The sequence below is a fragment of the Arthrobacter sp. Leaf234 genome, assembly GCF_001422665.1.
In the GTDB taxonomy this organism is placed as follows: domain Bacteria; phylum Actinomycetota; class Actinomycetes; order Actinomycetales; family Micrococcaceae; genus Arthrobacter_D.
Genome location: NZ_LMLU01000009.1, coordinates 108,241 through 122,354 on the forward strand (window position 1 = coordinate 108,241; position 14,114 = coordinate 122,354).

Here is a 14,114-nt window from a genome sequence, read left to right on the forward strand (position 1 = left end):
GGGCGGGACAGGGATCGCAGCGGTCCCCGTCTGAGGGGGTCCGCAGCGTCCGTCGGCAGTGGCACCGGGCCGTGGTCCGCGTCGGCGGGAGGTCCGACCTGCGGGCCGGACAGCGCATGGGCAAGGAGAGAGGGGATGCCGGCGTCGAGCCGGCCCCTAGAAGGACTGTCCATAAGACGGCCAGTTTACCGGCTCCGCCCTTCTCCGCCACACGCGATTCCGCTGACCGCGATCGCACCGATCCGTGCCGGCCACCGGCCCCGCGCGCCCTACCAGCTCTGCTGGAGCGGACGGCCCTCCTCGTAGCCGGCAGCCGACTGCACGCCGACGACGGCGCGCTCACGGAACTCGGCCAGGGACGCGGCGCCCGCATAGGTCATGGAGCTGCGCACGCCGGCGGTGATCATGTCCAGCAGGTCCTCCACCCCGGGCCGGGCGGGGTCGAGGTACATCTTGGACGTCGAGATGCCTTCCTCGAACAGACCCTTGCGGGCACGGGCGAAGACGTCGTCGCGCCGTGTCCGGTTCTGGACCGCCCGCGCCGAGGCCATGCCGAAACTCTCCTTGTAGCGCCGGCCGTTGCTGTCGGTCTGCAGGTCGCCGGGGCTCTCGTACGTGCCGGCGAACCAGGAACCGATCATCACCTGGCTGGCTCCCGCGGCGAGCGCGAGGGCGACGTCGCGGGGGTGGCGCACCCCGCCGTCGGCCCATACGTGGGCGCCGAGGTCGGCGGCGGCACGGGCGCACTCGTACACCGCGGAGAACTGGGGACGGCCGACGGCCGTCATCATGCGGGTGGTGCACATGGCACCGGGGCCCACGCCGACCTTGACGATCGACGCGCCGGCCGCGACGAGGTCGCGTACTCCCTCGGCGCTGACCACGTTGCCCGCGACGATCGGCACCGTGGGATGCAGTCCCCGCACGACCGCGAGCGCGTCCAGCATCTTCCGCTGGTGGCCGTGGGCGGTGTCGACGACGAGCACGTCGACACCCGCATCCAGCAGGGCGGCCGTCTTCGCCTCGACGTCCCCGTTGATGCCCACCGCCGCGGCCACCCGCAACCTCCCCGCTCCATCGAGCGCGGGATCGTAGATGGTGGAGCGGAGTGCGCCGGTGCGGGTGACGACGCCCTGCAGGACGCCGTCGCGCACCACCGGCGCGAGCGAGCTGCGCGCACCGTCGAGGTCCTCGAACGCCTTCTGCAGCGCGGCCGCGGGGTCGGCGTCGAACAGGGCCGCATCGAACGCCGCCGGGGCGGGTCGCATCACGGACTCGAGGGAGGCGAACCGGTCCACCTCCTCGCAGTCGGCCGCGTTGACCACCCCCACGCAGGTCCCGCCGTCGTCGACGACGAGCACCGCTCCGTGCGCGCGCTTGTACATGAGGTGCAGCGCGTCGATCACGGTGCTGCCCGGACGGAGCTTCAGCGGCGTCTCGAAGACGGGATGCCGTTCCTTGACCCAGAACGTGACCTCCGCGATCACCTCGGCCGGCACGTCCTGCGGCAGTACCCCGATACCTCCGCGGCGCGCGACCGTCTCGACCATGCGGCGCCCCGTGACCGCGGTCATGTTCGCGACGACGAGGGGGATGGTGGTGCCCGTCCCGTCGTCGGAGGAGAGATCGACGTCGAACCGGGAGACGACCTCGGACGCGGACGGGACGAGGAAGACGTCCGAGTAGGTGAGATCGGTGGTGGGCGGGGTGATGAAGCGCATGGTGTCCCTGTCTCGACGGCGGGGTGAGCGGCGGGCTGAGCGACCGCGTGGACGGCCGCAAGGAGTCTAGTGCGTCGACCGCACCGCTCCCACTCCGGCCGCCGCCCACGGGCTGTTCGCGGCACCCGCCCGGGAGGGTACCCGAGCGACGCGCCTGATTGGATTGTTCGTCAGTCCTGTCACTACACTTGGACAGGGTCCAGACACGGCTTCGCGCCGATCCTGCCGACCGCTCCGCGCTCAGGGCAACTTACGGAAGAGGCGTTTACACGTGCCAGAACAGACCAGCCACCGGTTACCTGAAGAATTCGGCGGGAACGAGTGGCTTGTTGACGAACTCTACGAGCAGTTCCAGAAGGACCGCCACTCGGTCGACCGGAAGTGGTGGGAGCTCTTCGATTCGTTCGATGCGGAATCGGCGCCTGCGGAGAACGGACGCCCCTCGGCGTCGAAGCCCGCCGATCCCGCGACCGCACCCGCGTCGACCAGGCCCCAGACCCCTGCTGCCGGAAGCCCCACATCGTCGGTGACGGCCCATCCGCCGACCAAGGAACTCCCCGTCGTCACGGCGGAGGCACCCGCACCCAAGGCGTCGGGCGAGAGCCCGGCCAGTACACAGGAGAGCGGCAAGCCTCCGGTGGCGAAGGAACCGGCCAGAAAGCCCGAGACCTCCCGCGAGGAGAAGTCCGCCGCCAAGCCCATCCCCGCGCAACTCCCGGCCTCGGACCGGAATGCCGAGATGGACGAGAACAAGGTCAGTGTGCTGCGTGGACCCGCCAAGGCGATCGCCACGAACATGGAGGCCAGCCTCACCGTCCCGACCGCGACCAGCGTCCGCGCCATCCCCGCGAAACTGCTGATCGACAACCGCGTGGTCATCAACAGCAACCTCGCGCGCGCCCGGGGCGGCAAGGTCTCGTTCACGCACCTCATCGGCTACGCGATCATCCGGGCGCTGGCCCAGTTCCCCTCGCAGAACGTCTACTACGACGTGATCGACGGTAAGCCGTCCGCCGTGCAGCCCGCGCACGTGAACTTCGGTCTCGCCATCGACATGCCGAAGCCGGACGGCACGCGCTCGCTCGTGGTGCCGAACATCAAGAAGGCCGAGACCATGAACTTCTCGGAGTTCTGGCACGCCTACGAGGCCCTCGTGAGGAAGGCCCGCGCGGGCAAGCTCGGTGCCGACGACTACGCCGGCACCACGGTGTCCCTCACCAATCCCGGCGGGATCGGGACGGTGCACTCCGTGCCCCGGCTCTCCAAGGGACAGGCCTGCATCATCGGAGCGGGCGCCCTCGAGTACCCCGCCGAGTTCCAGGGTTCGAGCGAGAAGACCCTGGCCAAGCACGCCATCAGCAAGACGATCACGCTGACCTCGACCTACGACCACCGCGTCATCCAGGGCGCGGGCAGTGGCGAGTTCCTGCGGATCATCCACCAGCTCCTGCTGGGTGAGCAGGGCTTCTACGACGAGATCTTCGAGTCGCTGCGGATCCCCTACGAGCCGGTGCGCTGGAGTGCCGACATCCAGGTGGATCCGATGGACCAGATCAACAAGGTCGCCCGGATCCAGCAGCTCATCCACGCCTACCGCGTGCGTGGTCACCTCATGGCGGACACGAACCCCCTCGAGTACGTGCAGCGCAAGCACGCCGATCTCGACATCCGCACGCACGGCCTGACGCTGTGGGACCTCGACCGCGAGTGGCCGACCGGCGGCTTCGGCGGCCAGCCGATGCTCAAGTTCCGCGACATGCTCGGCGTCCTCCGCGATGCCTACTGCCGCACCACGGGCATCGAGTACATGCACCTGCAGGACCCCACCGAGCGGCAGTGGTTCCAGGACGAGCTGGAGCACCCCTACTCCAAGCCGAGCCGCGAGGAGCAGCTGCGCATCCTGCACAAGCTGAATTCCGCGGAGGCCTTCGAGACCTTCCTGCAGACGAAGTTCGTCGGGCAGAAGCGCTTCTCCCTCGAGGGCGGCGAGTCGCTGATCCCGCTGCTCGACGCCGCCATCTCCGGAGCAGCGGACGACGGCCTCGACGAGGTCGCGATCGGCATGGCCCACCGCGGCCGCCTGAACGTGCTGACGAACATCGCCGGCAAGACCTACGCGCAGGTCTTCCGCGAGTTCGAGGGCACCCAGGACCCGCGCTCCGTCCAGGGGTCCGGCGACGTGAAGTACCACCTCGGCACCGAGGGGACCTTCACCTCCGATGCCGGCAACGAGACGAAGGTCTACCTGGCTGCGAACCCCTCGCACCTCGAGGCCGTCGACCCCGTGCTCGAGGGCATCGTCCGCGCCAAGCAGGACCTGCTCGACCAGGGCGAGACCTTCCCCGTGCTGCCGATCCTCATCCACGGCGACGCGGCCTTCGCGGGCCAGGGCGTCGTCGCGGAGACCCTGAACCTCTCGCAGCTGCGCGGCTATCGCACGGGCGGCACCATCCATGTGATCGTCAACAACCAGGTCGGCTTCACCACGAGCCCGACGTCGTCGCGCTCGTCCGTGTACTCGACGGACGTCGCGAAGATGGTGCAGGCGCCGATCTTCCACGTGAACGGGGACGATCCCGAGGCCGTGGTGCGCGTGGCGCAGATGGCCTACCAGTTCCGTCAGCGCTTCAACAAGGACGTCGTCATCGACATGGTGTGCTACCGCCGCCGCGGGCACAACGAGGGTGACGACCCCTCGATGACGCAGCCGATGATGTACAACCTCATCGAGGCGAAGCGCTCGGTCCGCAAGCTCTACACCGAGGCGCTGATCGGCCGCGGGGATATCACGCAGGAGGAGGCGGAGCAGGCGCTCCGTGACTACCAGGAACGCCTCGAGCGCGTGTTCGCGGAGACACACGCGGCACAGACCTCGCCGATCCCCGTGGTCACGAAGGATCCCCAGGCCGTGTCCGACCTCGAGCGTCCCTACGCCCAGCAGGCCGACGGCGCCACGGGCGATGCTCCGCAGACGGCGATCAGCGCGGAGACGCTGGCTCACATCGGTGCCGCGCACACCTCGATCCCCGACGGCTTCACCGTCCACCCCAAGCTGAAGGCCCTCCTGGAGAAGCGTGAGCAGATGTCGCGCGAGGGTGGCATCGACTGGGGCTTCGGCGAGATCGCGGCCTTCGGCTCGCTGCTCATGGAAGGCGTGCCCGTGCGGCTCGCCGGCCAGGACTCCCGACGCGGCACCTTCGTGCAGCGCCACGCGGTCTTCCACGACCGCGCGACGGGCCACGAGTGGCTGCCCCTGGACGACCTCGCCCAGGACCAGGCGAAGTTCTGGGTCTACGATTCGCTGCTCAGCGAGTACGCGGCGATGGGCTTCGAGTACGGCTACTCCGTGGAGCGGCCCGATGCACTCGTGATCTGGGAGGCGCAGTTCGGCGACTTCGTCAACGGTGCGCAGACGATCATCGACGAGTTCATCAGCTCGGCGGAGCAGAAGTGGGGCCAGCGGTCCTCGCTGGTCCTCATGCTCCCGCACGGTTACGAGGGGCAGGGGCCGGACCACTCGTCCGCCCGGATCGAACGGTTCCTCCAGATGTGCGCCGAGCAGAACATGGTGGTCGCCAACCCCAGCAGTGCGGCGTCCCACTTCCACCTGCTGCGCCGCCACGCGTACACCCGGCCGCGGAAGCCCCTGGTGATCTTCACGCCGAAGCAGCTGCTCCGCCTCAAGGGAGCCGCGAGCTCGGTCGACGACTTCACGCAGGGCACGTTCCGCCCGGTCATCCCCGACACGCTCGGAACCGCGGGCAAGGACGTCGAGCGTGTGATCATGGTGTCCGGCAGGCTGTACTACGACCTGCTGGCCTCACGGCAGAAGCTCGACGACGACCGGACGGCCATCGTCCGCGTCGAGCAGCTCTACCCGCTCCCCGTCGAGGAGATCCGGGCCGCCGTCGGCGCGTACCCCGATGCCGAGCTCGTGTGGGCACAGGACGAGCCGGCGAACCAGGGGCCGTGGCCGTTCATCGGCCTGAACCTGCCGCAGGAGCTGGACCGGCCCCTCAGGCTTGCCAGCCGACCGGCCTCGGCCTCGACCGCCACAGGATCGGCCAAGAACCACGCGATCGAGCAGGAGCTGCTCATCAAGAAGGCGTTCGGCCGGCAGAAGTAAGCGATCAGTATGATGTCAGGTGGGGCCCACGGCCCCACCTGATGTCTTTAAGGGATCGAGGCCGGCAGGCAGCGCCGCCGGACCCACCCGTACACCGACGACCAGCACACCGAGGGACCAGTGGAACAACGCAGAATCCGGCTAGCAGCAGTGGGCGACGAACTCCTCGCGGGCATCGGTGATCCCCGCGCCCTCGGCTGGCTCGGTCGCGTCATGGCCCGCACGCGCCCCGACAATGCCGTGGTCGAGGCGTTCAGCCTCCCCGCCCCCGCGGAGGGCACGGAAGCGCTGGCGAACCGCTGGTTGCAGGAGGCCGGCCGCCGCTTCGCGGACGGACACGATAACCGTCTGGTCATCGGTCTGTCGGACCGCGACCTCGATCTCGACCTCTCCACCGCCCGCAGTCGGCTCAACCTCGCGAACATCCTCGACGGCGCGTCCCAGACGAGCGTGAAGGTCCTGGTGGTCGGGCCGCCCCCCGGCCTCGACGCCGAGCGAAACAGACGCCTGGCCGACCTGTCCGCAGCCTTCGGGGATGTCACCACGCGACGCAAGCACGTCTTCGTCGACACGTTCACCCCGCTGCTGGCACACGAGCAGTGGCGGCATGACCTCGCCGCCAACGGCGGCACCCCGGGACAGGCCGGATACGGCCTCATGGCGTGGCTGGTGCTGCACCGGGGCTGGTTCCAATGGCTCGAGGTGCCCGCGCCAGAGTAGACCCGCATCGCGCGGGAAGGCCCCGATGACACGCCGTCGTCGGGGCTTTCGCGTTCCTCAGAGGCCTTATATTTCACAGAGGTAACGAATGGGTTATCAATGGTTCACTGAGTGTCTAGAGGCAACGATCGTTCGCTATGCTGGCCCAGTGTGATTGCCGTCACTGCCGCAATCCGCCTCGGGGGACATGACTGCGTCCCTCGCGCCTAGCACAGTAAGGACTATCGAATGCGTAATAAGCGCACCTTGACGCTCGCCGCACTGTCCATCGGAGCGCTCATGCTGAGTGCCTGTGGATCGGCGGGCGGAACCGCTGAGACCCCGGCATCGGAAGGCGCCTCGGAAGACCTGGCGACCACCATCAACATCGCGATCAGCCAGGCCCCCACGGGCTACAACGGCAACACCGCCAGCACCAACTCGGTCTACAACACCTACGTGGACAACCTGACGTCGGCAGGCTTCGCAGCCTTCACTGCAGCAGGCGAGCTGGAACCGAACACCGAGTTCGGCACGTACGAGAAGACCAGCGACGATCCGCTGACCGTCAAATACACCATCAACGAAGATGCTGTGTGGTCCGACGGCACGCCGATCGACTTCGACGACGTGCTGCTGACCTGGGCGGCCCTGTCCGGCACCCACCCGAGCGGCGAGACCGACCCCGAGACGGGCGAGGAAGCCGACATCTTCCAGGCTGCGTCGACCAACGGCTTCGCGCTCATGGAGAAGATCGAGGGTGAGCCCGGTGCGAAGGAGTTCGAGACCGTCTTCTCCGAGCCCTACGCGGACTGGGAAGCGCTGCTCACCCCGGGCACACTGATGCCCGCGCACGTCGCCGCTGAACAGGGCGGTATGTCCCCCGAGGGCGACGGCGCCGAACTGGTCGAAGCCATCCAGGCGGACGACATCGAGGCCCTCAAGCCGGTCGCCGAGTTCTGGAACGCGGGCTGGAACTACGAGGTGGACCTCCCGACCCTGCCCGACACCGCGCTGCTGCCCTCGTCCGGCCCCTACAAGCTGGACAACGCGGTCAACGGCACCCTGACCCTGGTCAAGAACGACCAGTACTGGGGCGAGGAGCGCGCAGGCAAGACCGACACCATGGTCTTCAAGACCATCGTCGACGAGGAAGCGGTGCAGGCACTGCAGAACGGTGACGTCGACGTCATCGATCCCTCGAGCCCCACGGTCGACACCAAGGCTGCGCTCGAGCAGATCGGCGAGAACGTCACGGTCGACACCGGGACATCGCTCACCTTCTCGCACATCGACCTGGACCAGCGTCCCGGAGCGGTCTTCGAGGACGTCAAGGTGCGCCAGGCCTTCCAGGCCTGCGTGCCCCGCGCGGACATGGTCGACAAGTTCGTCACCCCGATCGACCCCGAGGGTACGGTCATGAACCTCCGCGAGTACCAGCCGGGACAGCCCGACTACGACACGGTCCTCGACGGTGCCCCTGCCGCCCAGAGCGACGGGACCGCCGACATCGAAGGCGCCAAGGCCCTCCTTGCCGAAGCAGGCAAGACCGAGCCCGTCAAGGTGTCCCTCATGTTCGCCTCGACCAGCCAGCTCCGTGCCGACATGGTCGCCCTCGTCAAGGACTCCTGCGACAAGGCCGGCTTCGAGATCATCCCGCAGCCCGAGGCCGAGTGGAGCGCGAAGCTCTCGCAGCCCGGGTCCTGGGACGCCGTCATCTTCGGCTGGTCCGGTTCGGGTCTCGTGGCCTCGGGTGAGTCCATCTACATCTCCGAGGGCGAGCAGAACTTCGGCGGCTACGCCGACGAAGAGGTCGACCGCCTGTGGAGCGAGATCGTCACCAACACCGACGAGGAGCAGGTCGTCCCGCTCAAGACCGAGATGGAACAGCGCCTCGCGGAGACCCAGTACAACGTGGTGCTCTACGCGAACGCAGACATCATCGGGTACTCCTCCAAGCTCCAGGGCGTGGAACTGAACCCGACGCAGACCGGCATCACCTGGAATGCCTACAGCTGGACGAAGCAGAACTGATCGCTCATTCCGGCTGACGCATGAGGACGGGCAGGCTCCCACGGGCCTGCCCGTCCCTGTGCCCGGCCGCCGCGCCAGCCTGCACCGTTTCCTAGGAGCCCCCACGTGTTCTACTTCATCGCCAAGCGGACGATCATCTCGTTCTTCATCATGCTCGCAGCGACCACGCTGATGTACTTCCTCACCATCTCGTCGGGCGATCCGTTCGAGGACCTGGGTGAGACGAGCGGCCCCGAGAAGGCCGCGACGATCGCGGCACGGACTGCAGCCATGAACCTGGACGTCCCGCCCATCCCCCGCTACTTCCTCTGGCTCCAGGACGTCGGCCACTGCCTCGTCCCGGGCGGCATCAGCTGCACGCTCGGCCAGGACCGCACCGGAGCGGCGGTCCTCCCCCAGCTCGAGAACGCCATCGGTTCGACGCTGCGACTCGTCGTCGTCGCCACCGTGCTGGCGCTGATCCTCGGCGTCGTCGTCGGGATCGTCACGGCGATCCGCCAGTACAGCACCTTCGACTACTCGGTCACCTTCATCTCCTTCCTGCTGTTCTCCCTGCCCCTGTTCTGGCTCTCCACCCTGCTGAAGCAGTACCTGGCGATCGACCTGAACACCTGGCTGGCGAATCCGCAGTTCTCCTATCTGACGATCGCCCTGATAGGGGTGGTCGCCGGCGTGGTCTGGGCGATCGTCGTCGGCGGTGACCGACGGCGTCGCCTCATGGTGTTCGGCATCGCCGCCGTCGCCACCGCACTGGCGCTCTATCTGCTCCTCGTCACCGGCTGGTTCGTCGCTCCGGGCTTCGGCGTCGTCGGTATGCTCATCTCGGCGGCGGGCATCGCCGTCCTGTGGACCGCCCTGCTCGCCGGATTCCGCCGTCGTCGCGTCCTGAACGCCGCCCTCGCCGCTGCGGGCGTGAGCTACATCGGCTACCTCGTGTCGATCCCGCTCCTGACGGATCCCAGCTGGTTCCTCGTGGTCGCGCTCGTCGTGGCCCTCGCGGTCGTGTCCTACGTCGTCGCAGGAGTGGTCGGCGGTCCGTTCCGTGCCCAGGCAGCGAAGATCGGCGCGGTGATCGCCGTCTCGGTGAGCCTGCTGATCGTGCTCGACCGCCTCCTGCAGGCCTACCCCACCCTGTCCGCCAAGGCGGGCGGACGCCCGATCCCCACCACCGGCTCACAGTCCGCCAACCTCGAGGGCACGTTCTGGGAGATCAACCTCGACTACGCGCTGCACCTCATCCTGCCCACGATCGCCCTCACGCTGATCTCCTTCGCCACCTACACCCGCTACACCCGTGCGAGCCAGCTCGACGTGATGAACCAGGACTACATCCGCACCGCTCGGGCCAAGGGCCTCAGCGAACGGACCGTCCTGGTGAAGCACGCATTCCGCAACGCGATGATTCCCATCACCACGCTGATGGCGTTCGACTTCGCCGGCGTCCTCGGCGGCGCCGTCATCACCGAGCAGGTCTTCGGCTGGAACGGCATGGGCAAGATGTTCGTCGACGGCATCGCGAACGTGGATCCGGGGCCGGTCATGGCCTTCTTCCTCGTCGTCGGGACGGCCGCCGTGCTGTTCAACATGCTCGCCGACATCGCCTACGCGTTCCTCGACCCGCGCATCACCCTGAGCTAGGACCCACCATGACTCCACACGACAAGAACCGGGACGACTCCCGCGCATCCGTCGAGCTGTCCGAGCTGACCCTGCAGAGCCAGGACACGGACATCTCGACGGCCCGGCCCACCAGGGACCAGACGGATCGCATCCGCACCACGGAGGCCAAGAGCCAGGGCAAGCTGATCCGCGAGCGGTTCTTCCGGCACAAGGGCGCCCTCGCCGGGATAGCCCTGCTGGTCCTCATCTTCATCCTCGCCTTCAGCTCCATCGGTTTCGCCGGCCTGCCGGGCTGGTGGAACAAGGAATACGACGTCCTCGCTCCCCGGTTCAACGAAGGCCGGCCCACGCTCACGCTGTGGCCCTTCAGCCTCGGGGAACATCCGTTCGGGCAGGACGTCCTCGGACGCGACTATTTCGCGCTCACGATGCGCGGCACCCAGACCTCGCTGATCATCGCCTTCATCGTCGGGCTCGTCGCCATGGTGATCGGCACCACGGTCGGCGCGCTGGCCGGATACTTCCGCGGCTGGACCGAGGCGTTCCTCATGCGGATCACCGACGTGGTCATCACCATCCCCACCGTCGTGATCGCCGCCGCAGTGGCGGGGATCGTCGCGAAGGCCGGCATCATCCCCTTCGCCGTGTTCCTCGGTGTCGTCACCTGGACGGGCCTCGCGCGGCTCGTGCGCGGCGAGTTCCTGTCGTTGCGGGAGAAGGAGTTCGTCGAATCGGCGAAATCCGTGGGCGCCAGTTCGTTCCGCATCATCTTCCGCCACATCCTGCCGAACACGGTCGGGGTGATCATCGTCTCGACGACGCTCGCCATCTCCGGAGCCATCCTCCTCGAGACCGCGCTGAGCTACCTCGGCCTCGGCGTCGTCGCGCCGGACACCTCGCTCGGCAAGGCCATCAACGACAACCGCTCCGCGCTGACGGTCCGGCCGTGGCTGTTCCTCTGGCCGGGCGCCTTCATCATCGGCATCGCCCTCGCCGTCAACTTCATCGGCGACGGCCTGCGCGACGCGTTCGACCCCAAGCAGACAAGGGTGAAGCAGTAATGGCAGCACACAGTTCCGTCGTCATCTCCGACGAGCAGGTCCCCCTCGGGGACGGCCCCATCCTCGCCGTGAAGGGACTCGGCGTCGACTTCAACGTGGACAACGAGTGGGTCATGGCCGCCGAGGACGTCTCCTACGAGATCCACCCCGGTGAGATCCTCGCGATCGTCGGCGAGTCCGGCTCGGGCAAGAGCATGTCCTCCATGGCGCTCCTCGGGCTCCTGCCCCGCAACGGGCGCTCGCACGGCAGTGCGAGGATGCTCGGCAAGGAGCTCATCGGCGCCCCGCAGGGGACACTGCGCCGCGTGCGCGGCAACGAGATCGCGATGATCTTCCAGGAGCCCATGACGGCGCTCAACCCGGTCCTCACCGTCGGTGAGCAGATCCGCGAAGCCGTCGAGCAGCACACCGAGCTCTCCCCCGCCCAGGCGAAGAAGCGCGCCATCGAGCTGCTGCGCATGGTGGAGATCCCCGAAGCCGAACGCCGCTACGACTCGTTCCCGCACCAGTTCTCCGGCGGCCAGCGCCAGCGGGCCATGATCGCCATCGCCCTCGCCAACGACCCGATGCTCCTGATCGCGGACGAACCGACGACGGCGCTCGACGTCACGGTGCAGGCCGAGGTGCTGGACCTGCTGCGCAAGCTGAACAAGAGGCTCAACAGCGCCGTCCTGCTCATCACCCATGACATGGGCGTGGTCGCCGATCTCGCGGACCACGTCGTGGTCATGGAGAAGGGCAGGATCGTCGAGGCCGCCCCCACGGCCCGGCTGTTCGCCGCCCCCACGGAGGCGTACACCCAGCAGCTCCTCGGGGCGGTCCCCCACCTGGGCTCGAAGGTCGGCGGGGTGCTCACCGACGTTGAGGTGGTGGACGGGCAACTCAGCATCCACGAGGAGTACGCCGAGGCTGCCATCCGGGCCCGGGAGACGCGGACCGCCTCGGGAGTCGTCCCGGCCCTGGAACTCACCGATGTGGACATCGAGTACCCGGGGCGCTTCCGTCAGCCGCCCTTCAAGGCGGTCAACGGCGTCTCCCTGACCATCAATCCCGGTGAGGTCATGGGTCTGGTGGGCGAGTCGGGCTCCGGCAAGTCGACGATCGCGCGCGCGGTCACGGGCCTCATCAAGACCTCCGGCGGCAGGGTGAGGATCGGCGGCACCGACATCACGGAGCTGACGGCACGGCAGCTCCTGCCGCTGCGCAAGAAGTTCGCGATCGTGTTCCAGGATCCGGCGGCGTCGCTGAATCCGAGGCTGTCGATCGGTGACAGCATCGGCGAGCCGCTGCTCCTCCACGAGAAGCTGGGCCGCGGCGAGCTGGACAAGCGCGTCGCCTCCCTGCTCGAGGACGTGCAGCTGCCGGTGGCCTTCCGCAACAGGTACCCGCACGAGCTCTCCGGTGGCCAGCGCCAGCGCGTCGGGATCGCCCGGGCCCTGTCGCTGCAGCCGGACCTCCTGGTGGCCGACGAACCCACCTCGGCCCTCGATGTGTCCGTGCAGGCGAAGGTCCTCGAGCTCCTGCAGGAGCTGCAGCGGGAGCGGGGCTTCGCCTGCCTGTTCGTCAGCCACGACCTCGCCGTCGTCGAGCTCCTGGCCAGCCACATCGCGGTACTGAACAAGGGCAACCTCGTGGAGCAGGGCAGCACGGAGCAGGTGCTGAAGTACCCCCGCGACGCCTATACCCGGCGGCTCCTCGCCGCCGCTCCGGTCCCGGACCCGGCGGTGCAGGCCCTGCGGCGGGAGCAGCGCACCGCCATCCTCGCCGCCGGAGCCACCGACCAGGGCTGACGCAGGACGCGCAAGGGACCCGCCATGCTGGAGGGTCCCTTTCGTGTTCCTGCAGGTCCTTCCGGACAGAGCGGGAGCGGCTAGTGGCGGAAGACGATCTTCCCGAACACCTCGCCGTCCAGCATGCGCCGGAAGCCCTGGGCGGCATCCTCGAGCGGCAGCACGCTGTCGATCACGGGCCTGACCCCGGTCGTCACGAGGAAACGCGTCAGCCGGATCAGCTCCTCCCGCGTGCCCATGGTGGAACCGAGCACCCGCAGCTGGAGGAAGAACACCCGGTTGAGGTCTGCCGACGGTGCAGGACCGCTGGTCGCACCGCAGGTCACGATCGTCCCACCCGGCACGAGGGACTTCAGGGAGTGGCTCCAGGTCGCCTCCCCCACCGAGTCGAAGACCACGTCGACGCGCTCGGGAAGGCGCGCGCCGTCGTCGAACACGCGATCCGCGCCCAGGTCGAGGGCACGCCGGCGTTTCTCCTCGCTCCGGCTGGTGGCCCAGACGCGGAACCCGGCGGCAGCGGCCAGCGCGATGACCGCGGACGCGACCCCGCCACCCGCGCCCTGCACCAGGACCGTGGACCCCGGAGCGGCCGGTGACACGGTGAACAGCATCCGGTAGGCGGTGAGCCAGGCCGTCGGCAGGCAGGCCGCCTCCTCGAAGGTGAGCTCGGGAGGCTTGGGCACGAGGTTGCGCTCGGGCACCCAGACCTCGTCGGCCATGGTGCCGGGGTGCTGCTCCGACAGCAGCGACCGCTTCGGGTCCAGCGTCTCGTCGCCCCGCCAGCCCTCTGAGGACACGACGCCGTGCACGATGACCTCGTTGCCGTCGTCGTCGACCCCGGCCGCGTCGCAGCCGAGCACCATCGGGAGCCGCTCCCCGGACAGACCCACACCCCGCAGGGACCAGAGGTCATGGTGGTTGAGGCTCGACGCGACGACCCTGACACGGCGGAAGCCGGAGGGCGCCTCGGGAAGCTCGAGCTCCCCGACGGTCAGGCCGGCGAGGGGGTCGCCCGCCGACTGGGTGGCTACATAGGCAGCACGCATGCACACGCTCCTTCGGT

8 protein-coding genes are annotated in these 14,114 nt (G+C 68.3%); 6 read left to right on the top strand and 2 right to left on the bottom strand.

What is annotated here, in order from left to right; translation table 11 throughout:
• Positions 1 to 269: 269 nt before the first annotated feature.
• Positions 270 to 1,721, bottom strand: coding sequence for a GuaB1 family IMP dehydrogenase-related protein (locus tag ASF21_RS14990; protein ID WP_055773087.1), 1,452 nt, complete (start codon positions 1,719 to 1,721; stop codon positions 270 to 272).
• Between the two features lie 271 nt (positions 1,722 to 1,992).
• Here ASF21_RS14990 and ASF21_RS14995 point away from each other — a divergent pair, with 271 nt between their 5' ends.
• The 6 genes from ASF21_RS14995 to ASF21_RS15020 all read left to right on the top strand — a co-directional run bounded on the left by ASF21_RS14995 (position 1,993) and on the right by ASF21_RS15020 (position 13,051).
• The gene (locus tag ASF21_RS14995) at positions 1,993 to 5,847 is read left to right on the top strand and encodes a multifunctional oxoglutarate decarboxylase/oxoglutarate dehydrogenase thiamine pyrophosphate-binding subunit/dihydrolipoyllysine-residue succinyltransferase subunit (protein ID WP_055773090.1); all 3,855 of its coding nucleotides are present in this window, start codon (positions 1,993 to 1,995) and stop codon (positions 5,845 to 5,847) included.
• A 120-nt stretch (positions 5,848 to 5,967) separates the two neighbouring features.
• Entirely contained in the window at positions 5,968 to 6,567 is a 600-nt protein-coding gene (locus ASF21_RS15000; RefSeq protein WP_055773093.1) for a GDSL-type esterase/lipase family protein, read from the top strand.
• A 228-nt stretch (positions 6,568 to 6,795) separates the two neighbouring features.
• Positions 6,796 to 8,580 (top strand): ABC transporter family substrate-binding protein, encoded by a 1,785-nt coding sequence (locus ASF21_RS15005; protein WP_055773096.1) that lies wholly within the window; start codon positions 6,796 to 6,798, stop codon positions 8,578 to 8,580.
• 105 nt (positions 8,581 to 8,685) lie between these two features.
• Positions 8,686 to 10,218: an ABC transporter permease gene (locus ASF21_RS15010; protein ID WP_157365938.1), complete on the top strand. Its 1,533-nt coding sequence runs from the start codon at positions 8,686 to 8,688 to the stop codon at positions 10,216 to 10,218.
• A gap of 8 nt (positions 10,219 to 10,226) precedes the next feature.
• The gene (locus tag ASF21_RS15015; protein ID WP_082471626.1) at positions 10,227 to 11,261 is read left to right on the top strand and encodes an ABC transporter permease; all 1,035 of its coding nucleotides are present in this window, start codon (positions 10,227 to 10,229) and stop codon (positions 11,259 to 11,261) included.
• A complete protein-coding gene (locus ASF21_RS15020; protein ID WP_055773099.1) occupies positions 11,261 to 13,051 on the top strand; it encodes an ABC transporter ATP-binding protein in 1,791 nt (596 codons plus the stop codon). The genes ASF21_RS15015 and ASF21_RS15020 overlap by 1 nt, the downstream gene beginning before the upstream one ends.
• An 80-nt stretch (positions 13,052 to 13,131) precedes the next feature.
• On the opposite strand, the gene ASF21_RS15025 is transcribed toward ASF21_RS15020, so the two are convergent.
• Positions 13,132 to 14,097 (bottom strand): zinc-binding dehydrogenase, encoded by a 966-nt coding sequence (locus tag ASF21_RS15025; RefSeq protein WP_055773102.1) that lies wholly within the window; start codon positions 14,095 to 14,097, stop codon positions 13,132 to 13,134.
• Positions 14,098 to 14,114: the final 17 nt, after the last annotated feature.